Below are 21,712 nucleotides of genomic sequence, written 5' to 3' on the forward strand. Positions count from 1 at the left end.
TCCTCCGCTATGCCTTTGACCTTCTTCGAAACCATGAGCGGCGAGTTGTACGACGCGGACGGGCGACCGCATCACGTCGCCATGGATCTGCGCTGCGAATCCGGTCGCGCTCTGGGTTTCGTCACCAATGGCCGGGCCCGCATCACCGGCACCCTGCGCGCGGCACCGTGGGTGGACGGCGCGGCGGTGACCGGCACGTTGATCGCGCTACCGGTCACCAGACGGCTCATGAGCTACGAACTGGACTTCCGCGACGGCGACGACCGCGCCTGGCGATTGACCGGCCGCAAGGATGTGCGCTGGGGCCGCGGCACGCACGCCAGCCTCACCAATCTCGACACCACCCTGTGGTGTGAGGGCCGCGAGATGGCGCACGGGCGAATGCAGTTCTTCGCCAACGACTATCCGAGCTTCCTGCGCTCGTTCCAGCCGTGGGTGTCGCTGCGCGCCGACCTGCCCGACGGTGCGAAATCGGGCCCGGCGTTCACCGACCGGCAACGCGCGACCGTACTCGCGCTCGCCGAAACACTCTTCGCACCCGACGGCGCGGTTCATGCGGCCGACGCGAGCACCGTCGACCGCGCCGACGCCCTGATCGCCGATATGCCACCGCTCATGCGCTCGGGCATCCGCGTGGCGCTGCGCTCGCTCGAGGCCGCCGCCCGCACCCGGCACGGAAAGGGCTGGGCCGCTCTGTCTCCCGAGGTGCGCCACGCCCTCGTCGCGGACCTCCGCCGCAGTCGGGCCCTGCGGCATGCCCTCGATGCCGTCGAGTCACCGCTGCGCATCGCCCATTTCAGCGATCGCCGCTATCTCGATGCGATCGGCGCGCCCCGGTACGCGGGCGCCGTCGCGTTCACGCCCGGCCCCGGCGAGGACGAAACGATCGGAATCGATTCAGCCGGACCGCTCGCCCTCGGCGTTCCCGGCATGCGACCCGGCCCAGGTATGCCAGGCGAAACCGGCTCGCCCGGCAAGCAACCCGGACCGGGAGTGTCGCGCGCCTTCGGGCACACGGAGACAGCTGTGCACGGCAACGGCACCGCCGCCGTGCAACCCGGCTGGATGGCCAATGTCTCCACACCGCGGCAGCTTTCGCGGCGGGAACTGGTCGACTGCGATGTGGTGGTGGTCGGTTCGGGTGCGGGCGGGGCGGCGGTGGCGGCGCGGCTGACCGAGCGGGGTTTGGGCGTGGTGATCGTGGAGGAAGGGGAGTACGCGAGGCGGACGGAGTTCGCGGGGGAACTGCTGGACCGGACGCGGAAGTATTGGCGGGACGGGGGATACAACCTCGCGGTGGGCAATACGGTGCTGGGGATCAGTACCGGGCGGGTGGTCGGCGGTACCACGGCGATCAATTCCGGGACGGCGTTCCGGACGCCGGAGGCGGTCCTGGAAGAGTGGCGCGGGCTGGGGTTCCCGTCGGATTTCGCGCCGGAGACGTTCGGCGGATACCTCGACGAGGTGTCGGCGGAGCTGGGTATCGCCCCGGCCGAGCGCCGGTATCTGGGGCGGGTCGCCGACATCATCGGAGCGGGTGCGGATGCGATGGGCGCGGCGCACGGTCCGTTGCCACGCAATGCCGTCGGCTGCGACGGGCAGAGTCAGTGCGTGTACGGCTGTCCGACCGATGCCAAGCGCAGCGCCAATGTCAGCTGGGTGCCACGCGCGCTGAAAGGCGGGGCGCAGTTGTTCACCGGAATGGGCGTCACCCGGGTGCTGATGAACGGGCAGCGCGCGATCGGCGTGCTGGCCGAGGGGCAAGATGCGCACGGTGCACCGCGCACACTGGAGATCCGCTCGCGGGCGGTGGTCGTGGCGACCGGCACGCTCATGACGCCATTGTTGCTGCGCCGCAACGGCATCAACCTGCCCCACCTCGGACGCAACCTCTCGGTGCACCCCTCGCTCGGCGCGATCGCCGTCATGCCCACCCCTGGCGATCCGTGGACCGGTATCCCGCAGGGGTATCACGTGGACGGCATGGGCGACCCCCTGGTCACCTTCGAAGGCGTCACCGTCCCACCGCAGTTCGCGGCCGCCATGCTCCCGTTCCACGGCCCCGAACTGGCCGAATGGATGAACCGCTGGACCTATACCGAGCAGTTCGGCGCGATGGTCCGCGACACCGGCACCGGCAGCGTCGGCCACGGCCCCGGCGGTGCGCCGCTGGTGCGGTACCGCCTCACCCCGCGCGTGCAAGCCGCACTCCAGCACGCCTGCGCGGGATTGGCCGAACTGTTCCTGCGCGGCGGCGCGGACGCGGTAGCCCTGCCCGTCGCCGGTCTGCCCGCCGTCCGCGATCTCGCTCAGGTGCGCGCGCTCGCCGGGATGTCCCTGCACCCGCGGCAATTGCGCATGATGGGCCCGCACCCGCTCGGCACCGCCCGCATGGGCGCCGACGCCCGCACCGCGGTGGTGGATTTCGAGCATCGCGTGTTCGGCACGAGCGGCCTGTATGTCGCCGACGGTTCGGTCGTCCCCACCTCGCTGGGCGTCAATCCCCAGGTCACCATCATGGCCTTCGCCCTGCGCGCCGCCGATGCGATTGCCGCCGAATTGCGGTGACCGGCAATCGATCCCACCACAACCTCGGGCTGGCGCAGTGTCAATGATCTTGGTACACCTAGAGAAGCACAAGGGGTGATCCGGATTACTCCGGGGAACGGGGAGCCATAGTGGGATCCAGAGCCGAATTGGAGCAGGAGCTGGGTGGTCCGCTGGCCGCCCTGGACCTGTTGACCGAGGCCGAGACGGCCGATCTGCTCGATATCTTCAAGCAGGCGCAGCGCACCGAGGCCGCCGCCATGGTGGAGGCGGTGGACAAGACCGTGGGCGCGCTGCCCTGGCCGTTGAGCACCGCGGCCAAGAAGATCATGTTCGGGAACAAGCTGGGATAGGCGATGAGCGATCTGGTCACCCGGGCCCAGCTGGAGCTGCTGTCCCGGACGTTGCACGTACCCGTCGCCCGGCTCGAGCATCTCGAGAAGCTCGGCGCGGACCACCTGTACGAACTCAACGAAGCGCTCTCGAAAAAGATCTTCGCCCAGCACAATGCGACGTTCTCGCGGCTGAGCATGCTGGTGCCGATCGTTCCGCTGAGCATTTCCATGCCGCTGGTGCAGCGCATGGTGCCGCCGGTGATGGCTGGGCGCGCGGCGGGCGCGATCGGGGTCGATCATCCCAAGAAGGCCGCCGAGGCGGTCACCATGCTGAATCCGGCGTACGCGGCGGCGGCCGCACCGTACATGGATCCGCACGCGGTCGGGCAGCTGGCCGATATCGCGCCGGTGAAACCGGTCATGAAGATCATCAACGAGCTGCTGGGGCGCGGTGACTACATCACCGCCGGGCCGTTCCTGGCCTATGCCACACCGGAACTCATCCGGGCCGTGGAAACCGATGTGCACGACGACGAGGCGCTGATCCGCTCCGCGTCGTTCTCCTATTCGGCCGAAAACCTCAGCATCATCGTGCGGCATCTCCTCGAAGATCCCGGCCAGCGCATCCCGAAACTGGTGCGCACCATCCTGACCGGGTCCGAGGAACTGCGGCTGGCGGGGCTGTCGGTCTTCGCGCGCTGCGATGCCGATGTGATCGCCGGGATCGGGGACATCCTGTTCGATGTCGGTTCGGCGGAGGAGATCGCGGATCTGACCCGGACCTTCGTCACCGCCGGGGCGATGCCCGAGGCGCTGCGGTTCATCGGGCAGCTCAGCCCCTCGGCGCTGGATCTGCTGGCCGCCAATCCCGTGGTGGGAGAAGCCGACTACATCGAGGCGATGGCCGTGGCGGTCGACGGCAGCACCGATATCGCCCGCTGGCGGGGGCTGCTGGAACTGGCCGAGCGCACCGAAACGGCGACCGCGCGCCGCATCGGGGGACGCCTGTCGCATCTGGACACCGGCACGCTGGCGCAGCTGCCGACGGTGGTGGCGGGCGGGCATCTGTGGCCGCCGCTGCTGAAGGTGCTAGCGGTGGCCGAACCGGACGCACAGTCGCGGGCCGGTGAACTGTGGTCGGCGCTCCCGGCATTGGAACGCCACGAGCTCGAGCAGCGGATCGCCGATCTGGGTTTGAGCGAGCAGTTGACGGCATTGACTGCCACATTGCAGTTGACGCACTGACGCCGTCGGGCCCCGCCATCGAGAGGTGGCGGGGCCCGAAGAATCTCGGCGGCAGTGACTACCGGACCGGCGTGGCCGAAAGATTCTGCACGCCACGCAATTCCTCGAAGACCCGCGCGAACGCGGCCGCCCCGTGCCCGGCCTCGACCTGGCGATCCACCAGCCGGGACAGCGGTTCGAGCAGATCGGTGGCCGTGCCGGAGTCCTGTCCGGCGCGCACGATGGCATCGAGTGCGGCTTTCTGGAACGCCAGGTGCTGTACCTCGGCGGTGTAGTCGCCGGAGTCGATGGTGGCGCCGTAGGCCGGCAGGCCCTGCGCCATCGCGGTCACCCACGGCGTGGCCCGGGCCGCGAACTCGGCCGCGCCCACCCCGGCCGAGCGCAGCATGGCCGCCCCGTGGAAGAACCCGCCGAACATGGCGTACATGGCCGACAGCAGCGCGAAGTCCCACAGCGCCGCCAGACCGGCGTCGCCGCCGAAATACTCGGCCGCGCCGAGCAGTTCGAGCACCTCCCGCCGCGCGTGGAAGACCTGCTCCGAACCGCTGTAGAGGATCGACGATCCGGGCGTGCCGATCATGGACGGCACCGCCATGATGCCGCCGTCGAGGAATTCGATGCCGTGCGCGCTCGCCCATCGCGCCAATTCCCGCGATTCCTCCGGCGCGGTGCTGGTCAGATTGATCCACTGCTTGCCGGCCAGTTCGCCCGCGATCGGGTCCAGGGTCTGGTGCACCGAGGCGTGATCGAGCAGCACCGTGATGAGCACGTCGCCGCCCCGCACCGCCGCGGCCACCGACTCCGCCTCGATCGCTCCGGCGGCCACCAGTTCCGTCGCCCGCCCCGGCGTGCGATTCCAGACCGTGGCCGATACCCCGCCGGCGAGGAAGGTCCGCACCAGCGCGCGCCCCATATCGCCCAGGCCCAGTACGGTCACGGTGGTGTGCTGAGTGTTCGTCATTACCCGAGATCTCCTTCGACTCCGTTGCTGTTGGGCGCGCGCTGGAATCAAGGTTGCCGTGGGTGGTGTTGTGCCACAAGTACGCACTATTTGCACAGGCACTTACCGTTTGGTGAGTCTCCAGATGACAAGGACGGCCGGTGGGCGAGAAGAGATACGGGCCATACTTCTGCGGTATCGACGCCGCGATGGATGTGGTGGGCGGCAAATGGAAATCGCTCATCCTGTGGGAGCTGCACGAGCACGGCACCCGCCGCTTCGGCGAACTGCGCCGCAACCTGCCCGGCGTCTCGGAGAAGATGCTCAACCAGCAGCTGCGCGAACTCGCCGAGGACGGCATCGTGCACCGCGAGATCTTCGCCGAGATCCCGCCGCGCGTGGAGTACTCGCTCACGCCCGAAGGCGCGGAACTGAACGCGGCGCTGGCGCCACTGGGGGTGTGGGGCCGTCGCCGCGCCGAGCGGATCGGCGCGGCACGCGTGTATGTGCCGGACGCCGGAACGTCCTCGGGTGCCACGACATTCGAACCGGCCGCCGCGGCACCCGAACGAACCGCGTGAAGCCCACGCTCACGCGGGTGCGCCGAACCGAACGAACCGCGTGAAGCCCACGCTCAGGCGGGTGCGCCGAACCAGCGGGTGAGGGCGGTCGCGAGCCCGTCGGTGGTGTTGCCCGTCCAGGCGACGATACCGTCGGGGCGGATGAGCAGGGCCGGGAATTCGCGTGGTTCAACGGTTTTCGCGGTGAGCAGCTGAACGCGGTCGGCCCACGGGGCGACGGCGGCGGCCAGGGCCGGGGAGTCGCCGAGGTCGAGCAGCAGGGCGCGGCCGTCGGCGAAGTGCTCGCCGACCCAGGTGCCGTCGGCCAGCTCGAGGTCGGGGTAGAGCTTGCCGATCAAGGGGTTGTCGTCGCCGAGGTCGTAGCGGTGCAGCACGCCGGAGATCTTCTTGAAGACGGTGGTCGCGCCGTCGGTGGTGCGCAGTAGTTCGGCCATCACTTCGCGCAGGGCGCGGGAGCGGGGATCGGTGCGCATGAGGGCGACCTGCGCGCGGGTCCAATCCAGCACCCAGGCGCCGATGGGATGGCGTTCGGCGGTATAGGTGTCGAGCAGATCCGCGGGCGCCCAGCCGCGCACGGCGGCAGCCAGTTTCCAGCCCAGGTTGACCGCGTCGCCGATGCCGAGATTGAGCCCCTGGCCGCCGAACGGGGAGTGCACGTGGGCGGCATCGCCGGCGAGCAGGACGCGGCCCTGGCGGTAGGTGGCGGCCTGACGGGTGTTGTCGGTGAACCGGGTGGCCGAAAGCACCTTGGAGATGGTCACTTTCGTGCCGGTGACTCGTTCGTAGCTGCCTTCGAGTTCGGCGATCGTGATGGGCGCGTCGCGGTCGGCGGGCGGGCCGTCGAGTTCGACGGTAAGGAACCGCCCGGGCATCGGCCCGTTGACGTAGATGCCGCCGGGCCCGCTGTGCCAGCCCTGGGGCACATGCTCCGCGCCGGTCATCTCCACCACGGCCTGCCGTCCGGTGATCTCGGCTTCCAGGCCGGGGAAGTCGAATCCGGCGAGCTTGCGCACGGTGCTGCGCCCGCCGTCGCAGCCGACCAGCCATTCGGTGCGAATCCGGTAGTCGCCGCAGTCCACGATCACCCCGGCCGCGTCCTCCTCGATCCCGGTGACGGTGGCCCCGCGCCGCACCGGCACCCCGAGTTCGGCGGCGCGCTCGCCCAGTATCGCCTCGATGTGCTGCTGGGCCACGAACCAGGCCTCGACGGCCGGGCCCTGGTCGGCGAAGGCGGGATCGTCGAGGTCGATGACGTCGCCGAAGAATTGCAGGCCCGCGAAATGCCCGCCGACGATCCGCTTTCCGTCCAGCACCGGCGTCCGGCCGCTGCTGTCGCGGAATCCCGCGAACCGTTCGATCATGGCCTCGTGCCGTTCGCGCAGGGCGGGCAGCAGGCCGCGCCGGGCCAGCGCCCGCGCGGTGGGCACATTGATCGCGCCTGCTTTCACGGTCGGGTCCATCTCGGTGAGCCGTTCCAGCACCAGCACGTCGACCCCCGCCAGCCGCAGCTCACAGGCCAGCATGAGCCCCACCGGTCCGGCTCCCACTACCACCACTTCGTGTGTCTCGTTCATGGGAACGACTGTGCCGGTGCGCGATTGCCCGGCGCTTGCACCGTCTTGCGCGCCGCTTGCGCCCGCCCCGGACCGACCGCCGCGTGCCGGAGAAGCCGCCCTCGACCGGGCCGGATCTTCTACCATGGCCTCGTCGACAGCGGGACGGAAGGGGAGAGTCGGATGACCGGCGAGACAGTGGCGGTGGACGTTTCGATTCCGAGCATCGCTCGGGTGTACGACTATCTGCTGGGCGGTCACGACAATTACGAGGCCGACCGCCGGGTGGGCGATTTCTTCATCAACGATCTGCCCGGTTCGGTGGCGATCGCGCACGCCAACCGGCAGGCGCTGACGCGGGCGGTGGCGGCCATCGCCGCGGACGGGATCGATCAGTTCATCGATATCGGCAGCGGGCTGCCGACCGTCGACAATGTGCATCAGGTGGCGCAGCGGCATCGGCCCGGTGCGAAAGTGGTCTATGTCGACAATGATCCGATCGTGCTGGCGCACGGGCGGGCGCTGTTGCAGACCGATGACCGCACCACGGTGATCCAGGCCGATCTGCGCGAGCCGGAGGCGATCGCACAGCATGCCGACGTGCGACGGCTGATCGATTTCGACAAACCGGTCGGTGTCATCTTCAGTGCGATCCTGCACCACCTCAACGACTCCGAGGACCCGCGCGAGCTGGTGCGCTGGTGGGTGGACCGGGTGCCCGCGGGCAGCGAGTTCTACATCTCGCACTTCCGCACCGGCCACAACGAGGAGACCAGCGCCGCCGAGGAGAAACTCCAGGAGACCTTCGGGCGCGGCCGCTGGCGCAGCGACGCGGAGATCCTGGCGCTCTTCGGCGACGATCTCGAGATTCTGCCGCCGGGCCTGACCTACTGCTCGCGCTGGCGTCCCGCGCCGGCCGCCACGGGCGTGGACACCATCGGGGTCGCCGAACGGGAACTGACCGTGTGGGAGCACCTGATCGCCTGCGTGCTCGCCCGCAAACCCTAACCGCGCCCGGCCGTCACTGCGGCGGCCAGTGCTTCTCCATCCAGCGATCGGCCGCTTCCTTGGCGTCCTCGACGCTGCGCGCCGACGCTTCCCGCCAGCCGGCCCGCCACGCGCAGGTGGTCGCGCTGGTGGCCTTGATGTGGGCGCGGGTGTCGCCGAACTCCTTCGACAGCCACCAACCCGTCTCGTCGCCTTCGAGTTTCCAGCCGTCGGTCGCGTCCGACGGCTGAATCGGCCCGTACGGACCGCTCGGCGTCACATCTCCCACAATGGACATTGTGGCGCACGCGCGGTGGAAGTTCGGCGGCATGCCGGTCTTCCACCGCCGCAAGACTTCTCGCCGGGGCTCAGCCCCAGCCGCGTGAATCCTGTTTCAGCGCAGTGTCGATGGCCAGGCCCGAGGCCACCACCATGCTCAGCAGCGGCTGCGGCAGCTGGCGGTGGATCTGCACCACATAGTTGTCAGCGGTGGTGAACATGGTCTTCATCAGGCCCTCCCACGTCTTGGTGATGCGGGCGATCTCCTGACCGGTGTGGTCGTGGATCATGAAGTTCCAGGCCCGCCAGTTCTCGGCCTTGATGCCGCCGATCTGCTGGCCGTTCACCAGGAAGGCGAAGTTGATCTTGCCGATCATGTTCTCCTGGATGATCTCCCCGATCGGCTGGCCGTTGCCGGCCTCCAGCAGGAACTTCGACTTGAAGACCTTCGCCGGGCGGGTCACCCGCAACTGGGTCTGCCCGTGCGCGTCGCGGATCTCGAGCTTGTGGGTCATGAACTGGTCGTAGCTGGACAGGAAGCGCACAGCCTTCTTCAGCGCCGACTGCCCGACCTCGACCACCGCGCCGAGCTGACGGCCGTGCTGGTCGAAAACGCCGTACTCGTTGGCCATCTCGATGAGCTTGACCTTCTGGTTCACCACCAGCACCGGCTCGCTGAACAGCGTGCCGCCGCCGCCCTGGGTGGGCGCGATGCCCACCTGCTGCTGCACCTGGCGCTGGATATCGGCGGGATTGTTCGCCGATCCGATCTCGAGTTCCCACGGGGTGGCGTCACTGCGATGCTGCCCGTACTCCGGCTGGCCCTGCGGCGCGTACTGCTGGCCCTGTTGCGCGTACTGCCCGCCTTGGTGGGCGTACTGCTGCTGTGGTTGCTGTGCGTACTGCTGCTGTCCCTGATGCTGTTGCTGAGCGTGCGGATGCTGGGTTTGCTGCGCGGGCTGCTGCGGGGGCTGGGCCGGTTGCTGTTGCGGCTGAGTGTGATTGGTCCACTGCGTGCCGTCCCACCACCGCAGGACGGTGGAACCTTGACCTTCGGGATACCAGCCCGGGGGATGACTCATGGCGGCATCCTAACCATCTCTTGTGAACCTGCACGGTTCGCCTTTTTCGTCGCATTCGCGCCCCTATGATGGGCGGCTGACGCCGGGGCGAACGGTCCAGGCGGTCGGGAAGCGGGGAAATCATGTCCGGCGCAATCGAATTCGCGTATCCAGGCGGTAGCTCGACCCGGACGGTCTTATGACGGATCTGGTCACCCGGGCGCAATTGCTGCTGCTGGCGAGGACACTGCACGTACCCGTGGAACGGGTGGCGCATCTCGAACGGCTCGGCGCGGCGCGGCTGCACGAATTGCAGGAGCGGATCTCCGGGCGGCTGTTCGACCAGCACACACCGGTTTTCGACCGCATCTCCGCGCTGGTGCCGATCATTCCGCTGTCGATCTCGCTGCCCATCGTGCAACGGCTCGTACCGCCGGCGATGACCGGGCGCGCGGCGGGCGCGGTCGGGGTGCGCCATCCGCGCAAGGCGGTGGACGCGCTGCTGCGGCTGGATGTGAGCTACGCGGCCGATTGCGCACCGTACCTGGATCCCCGCACGGTCGGGCAGCTGGCCGACGACGCACCGCCGGCACCGGTGGTGGCGATCGTGAACGAGCTGCTCAAACGGCGTGACTATGTGACCGCCGGACCGTTCCTGGCCTATGCCACACCGGAATTGGTGCGCGCGGCCGAGGCGGGGGTGCCCGATGACGAGGGCCTGATCCGGTCGGCGTCCTACGCCTATTCCGGGGAGGCGGTGTCGGCGGTGGTGCGCCAGCTGCTGACCGGGCCCGGCCAGCGCGTCCCGCAATTGCTGCGCACCGTGGTCGACGGGTCCAAAGAACTGCGGCTGGCGGCACTGTCGGTGTTCGCGCGGTGCGCACCGGATGTGGTGAGCGCGGTCGGGGACATCCTGTTCGAGGTGACGCCGCCCTCGGCGGTCGCCGATCTGATCGTGACGTTCCTGGGCGCGGACGCCACCGCGGACATGCTGCGCTTCGCCGGGCAGCTGGGTCCGGCGGCGCTGTTGAAGCTCGGTATGAACCCGGTGCTGGCCGAGATCGCCGGGCAGCTGATCGTGACCGTGGACGGCAGCAGCGATCTCGCGCTGTGGCGCGGGGTGCTCGAACCCCTGGCCCGCACGCCCGCCCAGGTGCGGCGGCTGGCCGGGAACGAGCTGGCGAATCTGGATGCGAGCACGCTGGTGATGCTGCCCGCGATCGCGCAGGCGGGGCGATTGTGGGCCCCGCTGCTGTGGGTGCTGGCCGCCACCGACGTGGACGTGCAGGCGCATGTCGGCGAACTGTGGGCCACCACCACCCGCCTGGATCCGGATCTGCTCGAACGCCGCATCGCCGATCAGCGGCTGGATTCGCTGCTGGCGACGCTGACCACGACATTGCGCTTGCTGCGATCGTAATTCCGCACCGCATCGTTCGAACACGGGAGGTGACAACTGATTTCGCGAGGTGAGGGTAACTCCCGGGGTACGCCCGAAATGGTCTCGGCACCTGACCGCCGGCACGCGAACGGGACCGGCGACGGCTCCCGAGCCGGGCGCTGAAATCTCGGAGAGGCGGAACAGTGGTAGACATTGGTGCGTGTCCGAAACCGCCGAACCCAGCACCTCCCGCGCCGTCTCGGAAGTGGTCGACCTGGTCAGTCAGCTGATCCGGTTCGACACCTCCAATACCGGCGAACTGGAAACCACCAAGGGCGAGCGTGAATGCGCGCAGTGGGTGGCCGATCAGTTGCATCAGGCCGGGTACACCACCGAGTACGTCGAATCCGGGGCGCCCGGGCGCGGGAATGTGTTCGCGCGGCTGAAGGGCGCGGACTCCTCGCGCGGGGCGCTCATGATGCACGGGCATCTGGACGTGGTGCCCGCCGAGGCCGCCGATTGGAGCGTGCACCCGTTCTCCGGTGCGGTGCGCGACGGTTACGTGTGGGGGCGCGGCGCGGTCGATATGAAGGATATGGTCGGCATGATGCTGGCCGTGGCCCGCCAGTTCAAGCTCGAGGGCACGGTGCCGCCGCGCGATATCGTGTGGGCGTTCCTGGCCGATGAGGAGAACGGCGGCCGCTGGGGTTCGCAGTGGCTGGTGGACAATCGCCCGGATCTGTTCGAGGGGATCACCGAGGCGGTCGGCGAGGTCGGCGGGTTCTCGCTGACGGTGCCGCGCCCGGACGGCACCGAGCGCCGCCTGTATCTGGTGGAGACCGCCGAGAAGGGGCTGGGCTGGATGCGCTTGCGCGCCAAGGCCCGCGCCGGTCACGGCTCGTTCCTGCACGAGGACAACGCGGTCACGATTCTGGCGCAGGCGGTCGCGCGGCTGGGCACCCACACCTTCCCGCTGGTGGTCTCCGATTCGGTGGCCGAGTTCCTGGCCGCGGTCGCCGAGGAATCGGGGCTGACGTTCGATCCGGCGAGCCCGGATATCGAAGGCCAGCTGGCGAAGCTGGGCACCATTTCCCGCATCATCGGCGCGACCCTGCGCGATACCGCCAATCCGACCATGCTGCGCGCCGGTTACAAGGCCAATGTGATCCCGCAGACCGCCGAGGCCGTGGTGGACTGCCGGGTGGTGCCGGGCCGGCAGGCCGAGTTCGAGCGTGAGGTCGACGCGCTGATCGGCCCGGACGTGGAACGCGAGTGGATCACCAAACTCGATTCCTACGAAACCACTTTCGACGGCCATCTGGTCGACGCCATGAACGAGGCCATCCTGGCCCACGATCCGCAGGGCCGCACCGTGCCCTACATGCTCTCCGGCGGCACCGACGCGAAAGCCTTCGCGCGCCTGGGCATCCGCTGCTTCGGGTTCGCGCCGCTGCAATTGCCGCCGGAGCTGGACTTCACCGCCCTGTTCCACGGGGTCGACGAGCGGGTTCCGGTGGAGTCGCTCGAATTCGGCACCCGGGTACTGGAACACTTCCTGCTGAACAGCTGAGACGAAAGGACCACTCGTGCCCGACTATTCGTACAACCCGTACGCGCCGCTGCCGCAGCTGCCCGAGTTCACCGTCACCTCCGCCGATATCAGCGACGGCAAGCCGCTGCATCTCGATCAGGTCAGCGCGCTGGGCGGGGCGGGTGGCCGCGATGTGTCGCCGCAGCTGAGCTGGAGCGGATTCCCGGCCGAGACCAAGAGTTTCGCGGTCACCATGTACGACCCGGACGCGCCGACGGCGTCGGGGTTCTGGCACTGGGTGGTGGCCAATATTCCGGTGACCACCACCAGCCTGGAGAACGGGCAGGCCAGTGCGGGCGGATCGCTGCCGGAAGGGGCGATTCATCTGCGCAACGACGCGGGGCTGCACCAGTACACGGGGGCGTTCCCGCCCGCGGGGCACGGGGCGCACCGGTATTTCGTGGTGGTGCACGCGGTGGGTGTGGAGCGGCTCGAGGTGGACGAGAACGCCTCGCCGGCGTACCTGGGGTTCAACCTGTTCATGAACGCCATCGGGCGCGCGACGATCATCGGCACGCACGAGCAGCTCTGAGGTAGTTTCGTTGCGGCCCCGGACCTTTCGGTTCGGGGCCGTCGCGGTTTTCCGGGGTCAGTGCGGGCCGAGGCGCTGGGCCAGGCCGCGGATGCCGGCGGTGAGGTCCTCGGCGGCCGGGGCGTGCTCGGGGTCGATGAGGTATTGCACCAGCATGCCCCCGATCAGGGTTTGCAGGACCGCGCCCATGGCGCGATCGCCGTCGCCGAGCGCTTGCGCCAGACCTTCCCGCGCCTGCTCCTGTGCCGCACCGGTTTCGGCGGCCAGTTCGGGGGAGTGCAGCGCCTGGGCGAGGCTTTCGGCATTGGCGGCCCACACCGCACGGTCCTCGGTGAAGGAGCCGATCAGCTTGTGCCAGAAGGTGTTCAGGCGTTCGGCGTAGTCGGTGTCGGCGTCTTCGGCGGGCAGGGTGTCGAGCAGGTGTGAGACCGCGGCGGCGGTGGATTCCAGCATGGCCTGGTTCAGCAGTTTGTCGCGGGTGCCGAAGTGGTAGTTGATGGCGGCCAGGTTGGCGCCGGAGGCGGCGACGATATCGCGCACGGTGGTGCGGGCGTAGCCGCGTTCGGCCAGGCATTGCTTGGTCGCGGCCAGCAGATCTTCTCGGGTTCCCACGCCGACCAGGGTAACAGCGACCGAACGGATGTTTGTGACGATCGTTTCAAACAATTGTTTGTGACAGGTGTTTGAAACGTGTGTATGGTCGGGCTGGACACGATCCCTCCGCTCGAAGGAACACCGAAATGACCAGGCGGCGCGCGCTTTCCCCGTTCGAGATCAGCTATTTCAGTACCGGCACCCGCCTGGGCAGCGTGCCCATCGGCGGGATGCCGCTGTTCATCGGCTCGCTGGTGCGCGGGCGAATCGACGCCGGGGTGCTCGCGCGCGTGCTGGCGGAACTGGCGGGCGAGCATGTGCTGTTGCGCAGCCGCGTGGTCGCGGGCCGGGACGGCGGACAGTACTTCGAGGTCGTGGACGGGTATCGGCCGCCGGTCCGCGAGTACGCCGGGGAGATCGAACAGCGGTACCGGCAGCTGCTGAACACCCGCCCGCAATGGCGTGACGGATTGTTCGAGGCGGTGCTGCTGCGCGGGGCGGAGGCGACGCGGATCGTGCTGATCGTGCATCACGGCATCAGCGACGGCCGCTCGGCGTTCGCGCTGCTGGACGAGATGTGGCGCCGCTACACCGCACTGACCACGGGTTCGGCACTGCCGCACACCGATTCGGATCTGGCGCTGATACCCGGGGTGGACGAGCAGCTGGCGGCCGTGGTCGACGAGGCGGCGGTGGATGCGCTGCTGGCGCAGTTCCGGGCGGCCGCGGCCGGGTCCGACGCGGGCGCGGCGCCGCGCACCCTGCCCGTGGACGGTGACGGGATCGGGGATCCGGCGGGGCGGTTCGCGGTGCGGCGCATCGAGTTGGACGAGCGGGCGACCGGTGCGCTGGTCGAGGTGGCGCGTGGGCGGGGGATCTCGGTCAACAGTCTGCTGAGCGGGGCGGCGCTGGTGGCGGTGCGCGCGCAGTTCGATCCGGCGGCCGGGGCGTTGGCGTTGCTGTGCGGGCACGCGGTGGATCTGCGCCCGGTGCTGCCCCGCGCGGTGGCGGCCTCGACAATGCTCAATTGCGCGGCGGGAGCGGGCACTCCGGCGTTGGTGGATGCCGGCGCCGATCCCGTGGCGGTGGGCGTGGAGGTGCACGCGCGCATGGCCGAGGCGCAGGCCATGGGGTTCCCGGCGCTGTTCATGCGGGCCGCGCAGCGCGAGCTGGACGCGGTGACCGCGGCGGCGTTCGCGGCGCAGCCGTCCATCGCATTGTCGAATATGGGTGCGCTGGCGGCGCATTCGATGCCCGCCGGGGTGGAGTTCGTGCGCGATGAGATTTCGGCCATGGCGGGTGGGATGCCGCCGAAGATGACGCTCTTCACCGTGGGCGGGCGGTTGCACATTCAGGTGGAGTACGACACGGCCGAGCACAGCCACGGCCAGATGGGACGGGTCGCCGAAGCCATGTCGGCGCAGCTGCGGCGCATCGCGTCGGGGGTCCGTGCCTGACGCCGAAGCGGGCCCGGACTTCGAGAAGTCCGGGCCCACCGGGGTTTTCGATCGCCGGGCGATCAGCCCAGGTCGATCACGTTCTCCGGGGCCGGAGTGGTGTACAGCGCGGCGATCTCCGCGGCGTACTTGCTGGTGATCGGGTTGCGCTTGAGCTTGAGCGTCGGGGTGAGTTCGTCACCGCCGGGCTCCCAGCCGGTATCCAGGATCACGAACCGCTTGATCTGTTCCACCCGGGCGAGTTTGGCATTGGCGGTCTGCACCGCCGCCTTGATCTCCTCGATGATCTCCGGGCGGGTGGACAGCGCTTTGAGATCGGTGTCGGGGGTGCCCAGCGCCTTGGCCCGCACCACGGCGGTATCGGGATCGAGCACGACCAGCGCGGCGATGAACGGTTTGGCGTCACCGATCGCCACCACCTGCCCGACCAGCGAGGACGCGGCCTTGACGGTGTTCTCGATATTGGTGGGGGACAGGTTCTTCCCCGACTCGTTGATGATGAGTTCCTTCTTGCGATCCACGATGGAGACGTAACCGTCGCCGTCGATGGTCGCCACATCACCGGTGTGCAGCCAGCCGTCCCCGTCGATCGCCTCGGCGGTCTTGTCGGGCATCTTGCGGTAGCCGCGGGTGACGAGCGCGCCGCGCAGCAGCAGCTCACCGTCCTCGCCGAGCCGGATCTCCACGCCCTGCATGGGAATTCCGACGGTGCCCGGCTTGGGCTTGTCCAGCGGGGTGTAGGTGCCGACGCCGGAGGTCTCCGACATGCCCCACACCTCGGTGACCGTGAAGCCCAGGCCCAGCATGTATTCCAGGGTTTCGGGCGGGATCGCCGCCGCGCCCGAGGCGGCGACCTTCAGCTCGTCGAAGCCGAGCGCGTGGCGCAGCTTGGACAGCACCAGCGCCTCGGCCAGTTTGTGCTGCACGTCCAGCAGCAGGCCGCGGCCGGTGCCGGCCAGATCGGCGCGCGCGGCATTGACGCCGACGCCGATCGCCCAGTTGGCCAGGGATTTCTTCACCGGGCTGGGTTCGGTGGCCAGTTTGGCGTCGATCCCGGCCTTGATCTTCTGCCACACGCGCGGCACGCCGAAGAACGCGGTCGGGCGGGCGTCGGGCAGCGCGGCGGCGATCTCGCGGGGATCGGGCACGGTGGTCATCTGCACGCCGGTGAACAGGTTGGCGCAGTGCCCCGAAATGCGGTCCGCCACATGGGCGGCCGGCAGGTACGACACCGACCGGTCGTCCAGCCCGACCGTGAGCGGCCCGGCGACCAAGCCCACGATCTGCGCGACCACGTTCTCATGGGTGAGCTCCACACCCTTGGACGGGCCCGTGGTGCCGGAGGTGTAGATCAGCGTCGCGACATCGTCGGGCTTGACCGCCCGCCAGGCCGCGTCGAAATCGAAACCCTCGGCCGGTGCGGCCTCGACCTCGGCCAGGGTGATCGTGCCGTCGGCCGAACCCTCCACCAGCACAATGTGTTCCAGCTCGACGCCGGCCCCGCGCACCGCGTCCAGGAACACCGGTTCGGTGATGACGACCTTGTTCTCAGCATTGGTGAACAGGTGCTTGATCTGCTCGGGGGAGCTGGTGTTGTAGATCGAGAACGGCGTCGCCCCCAGGTGCAGCGCCGCGGTATCGACCAGGTTGAACTCCGGCCGGTTGGTCAACATGATCCCGACGGTGTCCCCGTGTCCCACCCCCAGCCCCGCCAACCCGGCCGCGATGACCTTGACCCGCTCCCCGTACTCCCGCCACGTGATCGTGGTGGTTCCCCCCACCGTCCGTATCGCCACCTGCTCAGGCCGCAGCGTCACCGTCTCCTGAAACGCCTCCGGAATCGTGAAGACCGTTTTGCCCGATTTGTGCGTATAGCCGATGTCTGTCGTCATATCCCTTTTCCCGATGTGCCTCTCGCTTCACCCGCCACGCGCACCCATCCAACCTGCGCGAACCCCTGACGTCCGAGAGAACGACCAACCCGACCCACGCTCATTGTGGCGCGCCGGTGTGGCGCGGCTCACTCATCGTAGCCATACATTGACAGTTGTGTCTCGGGCTACATGTCCGGGACCTACCAACCCAGGTATGCCGCCGCGGCGATCTCGTGGAGGATCAGCAAGGAGATTGCCGCGATCCCGACCGTGGCGGTCGCGATGCATACTCGTCGGAACAGCAGGATCCACGTCCAGGCCCGAACCGGGGGGAGATCGTGCTGGCGGCGGACTCGCTTCGCTTCCAGGTACTTTCGCGCTCGCGCGCTGCGAGGTACGGTCCGCAACGGCCGGGATCGGACATCGATCCCCCTCGCGGTCAGCGCCTCGACCTTGTGCGGGTTGTTGGTCAACAGTCTGACCGTCCGCAATCCGAGTCCGTCGCGCAGAAGTTCAGCGACATCGTCGAACCGCCGCAGATCGTGGGCGACGCCCATCGCCTCGTACGCCTCGAAGGTATCGCAGCCGGTCTCGTCCGAAATCCGCAGACCCATTGCTTTCACGATCAGCCCCGCCCCACGACCTTCTTGTTCGAGATACACCAGGATGCCCGCGCCCTCGCATTGGATAAGGTCCATCGACTGTTCCAGTTCGGCGCCGCAGTCACAATCATCGGAACGGAGCGCATCACCATAAAGACATCGAGAATGGATTCTCACCAACGGATCCGCACATTGCTCGGCGTCACCGAATATCAGAACATATCCACCATCGATACCCCGAAATTCCATCACCCGCACCGATATCTCCGATCGTTTCCGGGTGAGGAAATGCCGAGTATCGGATATTTCGCGCCAATTCACCGCACTCGGCGAGCCGGGCGTACCCACACCGTCGACCGAGCTCGACCGCGGCCCGGCACCGTCAGCCGCCGCGATCGAATCGATACCTCGAACGCCCTCATCGGCCGCCTCGACGCCTTCGGATCCGATCGGCATCTCCATTCTCAAGCTCATCTGACCGCCTCGCATCCAGAGCGGAAACCCGCAGCGCCCGAACCATGTTTCGCCTAGACAGGTAGACCTGCATCGGAACTGACCTGCGCAGACGCCACCGCGCCTCCCGTCCTTGCGATCGGGAGGCGCGGGGAACCGAACAACGGCCGACCAAGACCGTCGGGCACAGTCGATTTCAACGCGGGAGGGTACTACAGTCCACCCCGCGCAGTCCGGCTACGGCTGGATCCGACAGCGTGTCGACACGCAGCGTCGCGGCACCTGCCAGGCAGCGGGGCCAGGTCAGATCAATGCCGCCCCGACGCGCTGAATGCGCCGCACGCCCAGCACCGTGATCACACCACCGGCGGCGATCACCGCAGCAGTGGCCAGCCGATCCAAGCGGCTTCCCTCCAGTCGACCGATTCGCGGCGTCAGCGCGATACGACTCCGACCACGTTCCGGAATCAGGTGGCCTCTTGTTCGTTTGGCCTCGAAATACCGACGAGCCCACTCGGTTCGAGGATGAAAATGAAGCGGAACAACTTCCACTTCCAAACCGGCCGAAACAAGCGCTCGCACCTTGTCCGGGTTGTTCGTCAACAACTGAACCGATCGCACTCCGGACTCCACCAGAAATTCAGCGGCAGCGGAGTAATTTCGTGAATCCGACGGAATCCCCAGCGCCTCATAACTGGCGAAGGTATCGGCACCGGTGAGCTGGCCGTGCTGATAGCCCAGCGCCTTCGCGACCAGGCCCGCGCCGCGTCCTTCTTGATCGAGATAGATCAGCACACCGGTGCCGGCTTCGAAGATGAGGTCGAGCGACATATGAAGTTCATCGCCGCAGTCGCAGTCGTCGGATCCGAGAACCTCGCCATACAGGCATCGCGAATGCACCCGCACCAGGCAGTCGTGCCGCGGCAGGCCCTCACCGAAAACGATCGCGTACCCGATGTCTTTGCCGGACAAGGGTTCCACTCGCACCAGCAGCGTGCGGCCTCGGCAGGTGAGGTAGTGACTCGTATCCCGCTCGCGCGCCCCGTCATCGAGCACATCGTCCGGTCGCGACATGTCCGCTCCTACATCATCGGACCCGCGCCGACGCAGGTTCGTGCAGTGCGTAAAAGCCCCGCGGGTCGATATTCCCATCCAGATTACCTTGCGCGCCAAGCGGAAACGTCGACTGTTCAGGAACGACGCGTCACCTTCCGGTCGATCGCGGACAGCTCCGGCATCGAGTCGGGGATGTTCGAGGCGGTCGGACGCGCGGCCATTGCCGCCGTGGCCCAGACGAAGTCGGCGCCGGCCGCGGCGGTACCCGTGGTCATCAGCCGATGGACCAGCGCCGCGGAGAAGGCCGACGAGGAACCGGCGGTCGCGGCCATCGCTGTATCGAACCGCTCGATGGTTTGGGTGCCGGCGGAAGTCCGGACGGTGCAGTGGGCCCCGTCGATCAAGCACACCGCACCGACCCCCAGTTGCAGCAGACGCTCGGCACTGTCGCCCGGGTCGCGAGCGGGCCAGAGTTCGGCAACCTCACGGCTGGTGCCAATCACGTAGTCGACGGCGGCCAGGTGCGTGTACAGCGATCGTGGCAGCGGCGCCGGGGGCGAAGCCGCCAGGATCACCCAGGGCGGGTCCTGCGCCTCGCGCGCGGTGATCAGCACCTGTGCGACGATTTCCCCGGGCTGTTCGAGCGTCACCACGACCGCCGCCGAAGTCTGGATCGCGAGGACGATCGGCCCTGCTTCCAGATCGTTCCCGGTCAACCGAATGCGGTCTTCCTTGAAGGCGATCGTCGCGACTTCTCCATTGCGCTGCATCATGACCGTGGCCAGCGGTGTCCGAGCTCGAGCGACTTCTTTGATCAGACTGGTGTCGATGTCCTGCTCCTGCAAATACTTCAGGACCGCTTCGCCATCGGTGTCGGCGCCGACCGCGGCGATCAGCCGGGCGTCGATTCCCAGCCGTGCCAGTGCGACAGCCCTGTTCAACCCCTTGCCGCCCGGATGACGCAGGAAATCTCCCCAGACGGCCATACCCGCACCGGGGATCTCGTCCACAATGTGAATCTGGTCCATTGCCGCGTCACCCACCACGGTCGCAGTGCTGCTGCGGGGGGAGATCCCGATGGCGCCGGACACCAGCAGTTCGGCGAGCGCGGTGAAGGCTTCGAATTCCGGCGCATCGCGTAAAGCGCGTGCCGTCGGGTTGGTTCCGACATCGGCTACCCCGAGCGTCTCGTGCAATCGACGCCATTGCTGGGCCAGGTAGCGCCGCCGATCGTCCAGGTTCGCCCCATACAGCTGATCGAGCTCTATTCCGGCCGGCGGATCGCCGCGCAGGATGTCCAACCCGAGCTCGGCATCCACGATCAACAGTTGCGAGGGAGGCAGTTGGCGCGCAACATGCGCCATCATCTCCGGCAATGCCTCCGCCGGCGTCAGACCATGCAGGTAGGCATAGCGTTTCGTCACGCTGAGTTGCAGGAGCGTGGCCGTGTCGATCTCGGTACTTCGTAAACGGGCCGAGCTGAGACCTGACCGCTTCCTCAGACCCATCAGTACGCTGCGCACCGCGACCACGCGGGGATCCTGCGGTCTCGCCGCAGGATTGGAACGCCCTGAGCTCTGATTCTTCGCCATGCAATCCCCAACGATACCGCCGGGAGCGTCGGCGAACAGCTCGAATGTCAAATCCCTTGCGGCACCGGCAATTGCCTTGTTCACGCAGAGGAATGACAGCAACTAATCAGCCACCCGAATCGAACGAGATGAGACCGGCGGTCAGGTTTATCGTACAACGGAACCGTCAAATCCCTTGTAGTAGCGGCAAATGCCGGTGATAGACGGCAAATGCCATACTGGGCTTGGCGAAATACAGCCCCACCAGACAGTTCGGGAGGTTCTGGTGATGGGATCAGTGCAACCGGTACGACGACTCCGGCGGTGCGCGCGGGCTACGCGCGGGTCGAGAGCGGCGCACGACGGCGGCGAGGTATCCCACCGGAGATGCGCCTTTCGCTGATTCGCCGTCCAGGGAACCACATCCGCTTCGGGAGCGTGTCGTGCTATACGAGAGCAGTCGATCCATCACCAGCAGCATCAGCCCGGAGTGGGCGCGCCGCCTCGCCGATCGCGAGGAACCGGCCTGGAAGCTGAGCTGGCGCCCGGAGACGCTGCTGGACCACGACATGGCGACGGCGGCGATGCGCCTCACCGAGATGTGCAGCGGCGCAGACGAACCCGGAGCCGAAGCGGCGACGATCGCGGCGGCGCTGGGGACCACCGTCCAACACGTGCAGGCGGTACTGCACCAGCGCCTGCGGGAGCGGGGGAATCTCGGGTGACCATCTTCTACTCCGACTGGCAGATGACCAGCGAGCTGACCTTCGAGGCCGCGCATCGGGTCGCGGACGGGTGGGAGTACGACTGGAGGGTGAGCTGGTTGCCGCAGCGGTTGCTCACGCGGGCGCAGGCGTTGGCGGGAATGGAGCTTGCGGAGATCTTTTCGGGGAACCACTACCAGCGAGATGTGATTCTCGCCGCCCGCGCCATCGCCAGTGCGGGGGAGTTGGGGATCGCCGTGGAGGAGGCCATGGCGGTGCTGGAGGGGAGACGGCGGAATCGATGATCGTAATTCCGGCAATTCGGGTGGATGCTGGAATTCTAGAAATACCAACCGCCCGGAATTCGAT

General features: G+C 67.8%; 20 protein-coding genes. 11 read left to right on the forward strand and 9 right to left on the reverse strand.

Annotated elements, in window-relative coordinates; translation table 11 throughout:
* Positions 1 to 9: 9 nt before the first annotated feature.
* The 3 genes from LTV02_RS11105 to LTV02_RS11115 all read left to right on the forward strand — a co-directional run bounded on the left by LTV02_RS11105 (position 10) and on the right by LTV02_RS11115 (position 4,127).
* Entirely contained in the window at positions 10 to 2,568 is a 2,559-nt protein-coding gene (locus tag LTV02_RS11105; protein WP_233039916.1) for a GMC family oxidoreductase N-terminal domain-containing protein, read from the forward strand.
* Between the two features lie 110 nt (positions 2,569 to 2,678).
* Entirely contained in the window at positions 2,679 to 2,900 is a 222-nt protein-coding gene (locus LTV02_RS11110) for a hypothetical protein (RefSeq protein WP_067709035.1), read from the forward strand.
* 3 nt (positions 2,901 to 2,903) lie between these two features.
* Positions 2,904 to 4,127, forward strand: a complete 1,224-nt coding sequence (locus LTV02_RS11115; protein WP_233039917.1) for a hypothetical protein — start codon at positions 2,904 to 2,906, stop codon at positions 4,125 to 4,127.
* A gap of 58 nt (positions 4,128 to 4,185) precedes the next feature.
* On the opposite strand, the gene LTV02_RS11120 is transcribed toward LTV02_RS11115, so the two are convergent.
* Positions 4,186 to 5,088: an NAD(P)-dependent oxidoreductase gene (locus LTV02_RS11120; protein WP_233039918.1), complete on the reverse strand. Its 903-nt coding sequence runs from the start codon at positions 5,086 to 5,088 to the stop codon at positions 4,186 to 4,188.
* Between the two features lie 188 nt (positions 5,089 to 5,276).
* On the opposite strand from LTV02_RS11120, the gene LTV02_RS11125 reads away from it, so the two are divergent.
* A complete protein-coding gene (locus tag LTV02_RS11125; RefSeq protein WP_067709041.1) occupies positions 5,277 to 5,648 on the forward strand; it encodes a winged helix-turn-helix transcriptional regulator in 372 nt (123 codons plus the stop codon).
* A gap of 53 nt (positions 5,649 to 5,701) precedes the next feature.
* On the opposite strand, the gene LTV02_RS11130 is transcribed toward LTV02_RS11125, so the two are convergent.
* Positions 5,702 to 7,222, reverse strand: coding sequence for an FAD-dependent monooxygenase (locus LTV02_RS11130; RefSeq protein ID WP_233039919.1), 1,521 nt, complete (start codon positions 7,220 to 7,222; stop codon positions 5,702 to 5,704).
* A gap of 162 nt (positions 7,223 to 7,384) precedes the next feature.
* Between LTV02_RS11130 and LTV02_RS11135 the strand changes: the two genes are divergently transcribed.
* Entirely contained in the window at positions 7,385 to 8,209 is an 825-nt protein-coding gene (locus tag LTV02_RS11135; protein WP_233039920.1) for an SAM-dependent methyltransferase, read from the forward strand.
* 13 nt (positions 8,210 to 8,222) lie between these two features.
* Here the strand turns inward: LTV02_RS11135 and LTV02_RS11140 are convergent, their stop codons facing one another.
* Both LTV02_RS11140 and LTV02_RS11145 read right to left on the reverse strand, forming a co-directional pair.
* On the reverse strand, positions 8,223 to 8,477 hold the full coding sequence (locus LTV02_RS11140; RefSeq protein WP_233039921.1) for a hypothetical protein: 255 nt from the start codon (positions 8,475 to 8,477) through the stop codon (positions 8,223 to 8,225).
* A 79-nt stretch (positions 8,478 to 8,556) separates the two neighbouring features.
* A complete protein-coding gene (locus LTV02_RS11145) occupies positions 8,557 to 9,549 on the reverse strand; it encodes a phospholipid scramblase-related protein (protein ID WP_233039922.1) in 993 nt (330 codons plus the stop codon).
* Positions 9,550 to 9,727: 178 nt separating this feature from the next.
* Here LTV02_RS11145 and LTV02_RS11150 point away from each other — a divergent pair, with 178 nt between their 5' ends.
* The 3 genes from LTV02_RS11150 to LTV02_RS11160 all read left to right on the forward strand — a co-directional run bounded on the left by LTV02_RS11150 (position 9,728) and on the right by LTV02_RS11160 (position 13,032).
* Positions 9,728 to 10,948: a hypothetical protein gene (locus LTV02_RS11150; RefSeq protein WP_233039923.1), complete on the forward strand. Its 1,221-nt coding sequence runs from the start codon at positions 9,728 to 9,730 to the stop codon at positions 10,946 to 10,948.
* A 181-nt stretch (positions 10,949 to 11,129) separates the two neighbouring features.
* Positions 11,130 to 12,479: a M20/M25/M40 family metallo-hydrolase gene (locus LTV02_RS11155; protein WP_067709051.1), complete on the forward strand. Its 1,350-nt coding sequence runs from the start codon at positions 11,130 to 11,132 to the stop codon at positions 12,477 to 12,479.
* A gap of 16 nt (positions 12,480 to 12,495) precedes the next feature.
* Entirely contained in the window at positions 12,496 to 13,032 is a 537-nt protein-coding gene (locus LTV02_RS11160) for a YbhB/YbcL family Raf kinase inhibitor-like protein (RefSeq protein ID WP_233039924.1), read from the forward strand.
* 57 nt (positions 13,033 to 13,089) lie between these two features.
* Here LTV02_RS11160 and LTV02_RS11165 read toward each other — a convergent pair whose 3' ends face one another.
* A complete protein-coding gene (locus LTV02_RS11165) occupies positions 13,090 to 13,644 on the reverse strand; it encodes a TetR/AcrR family transcriptional regulator (RefSeq protein ID WP_233039925.1) in 555 nt (184 codons plus the stop codon).
* A 128-nt stretch (positions 13,645 to 13,772) separates the two neighbouring features.
* Between LTV02_RS11165 and LTV02_RS39225 the strand changes: the two genes are divergently transcribed.
* A complete protein-coding gene (locus LTV02_RS39225; RefSeq protein ID WP_269821622.1) occupies positions 13,773 to 15,083 on the forward strand; it encodes a phthiocerol/phthiodiolone dimycocerosyl transferase family protein in 1,311 nt (436 codons plus the stop codon).
* A gap of 62 nt (positions 15,084 to 15,145) precedes the next feature.
* Here the strand turns inward: LTV02_RS39225 and LTV02_RS11175 are convergent, their stop codons facing one another.
* From LTV02_RS11175 to LTV02_RS11190, 4 genes are all read right to left on the reverse strand, one after another.
* Entirely contained in the window at positions 15,146 to 16,975 is a 1,830-nt protein-coding gene (locus LTV02_RS11175) for an AMP-dependent synthetase/ligase (protein WP_233039926.1), read from the reverse strand.
* Between the two features lie 182 nt (positions 16,976 to 17,157).
* Positions 17,158 to 18,021, reverse strand: coding sequence for a GTP cyclohydrolase II (locus LTV02_RS11180; RefSeq protein ID WP_233039927.1), 864 nt, complete (start codon positions 18,019 to 18,021; stop codon positions 17,158 to 17,160).
* Between the two features lie 294 nt (positions 18,022 to 18,315).
* Positions 18,316 to 19,086: a GTP cyclohydrolase II gene (locus tag LTV02_RS11185; RefSeq protein ID WP_233039928.1), complete on the reverse strand. Its 771-nt coding sequence runs from the start codon at positions 19,084 to 19,086 to the stop codon at positions 18,316 to 18,318.
* Between the two features lie 116 nt (positions 19,087 to 19,202).
* Positions 19,203 to 20,744: a carbohydrate kinase family protein gene (locus tag LTV02_RS11190; RefSeq protein ID WP_233039929.1), complete on the reverse strand. Its 1,542-nt coding sequence runs from the start codon at positions 20,742 to 20,744 to the stop codon at positions 19,203 to 19,205.
* 338 nt (positions 20,745 to 21,082) lie between these two features.
* Here LTV02_RS11190 and LTV02_RS11195 point away from each other — a divergent pair, with 338 nt between their 5' ends.
* Together LTV02_RS11195 and LTV02_RS11200 are read left to right on the forward strand one after the other, a co-directional pair.
* A complete protein-coding gene (locus LTV02_RS11195; protein WP_233039930.1) occupies positions 21,083 to 21,364 on the forward strand; it encodes a hypothetical protein in 282 nt (93 codons plus the stop codon).
* Positions 21,361 to 21,648, forward strand: coding sequence for a hypothetical protein (locus tag LTV02_RS11200; protein ID WP_233039931.1), 288 nt, complete (start codon positions 21,361 to 21,363; stop codon positions 21,646 to 21,648). The genes LTV02_RS11195 and LTV02_RS11200 overlap by 4 nt, the downstream gene beginning before the upstream one ends.
* The last annotated feature ends 64 nt before the right edge of the window (positions 21,649 to 21,712 follow it).

Source organism: Nocardia yamanashiensis, assembly GCF_021183565.1.
Taxonomy (GTDB): Bacteria; Actinomycetota; Actinomycetes; order Mycobacteriales; family Mycobacteriaceae; genus Nocardia; species Nocardia yamanashiensis.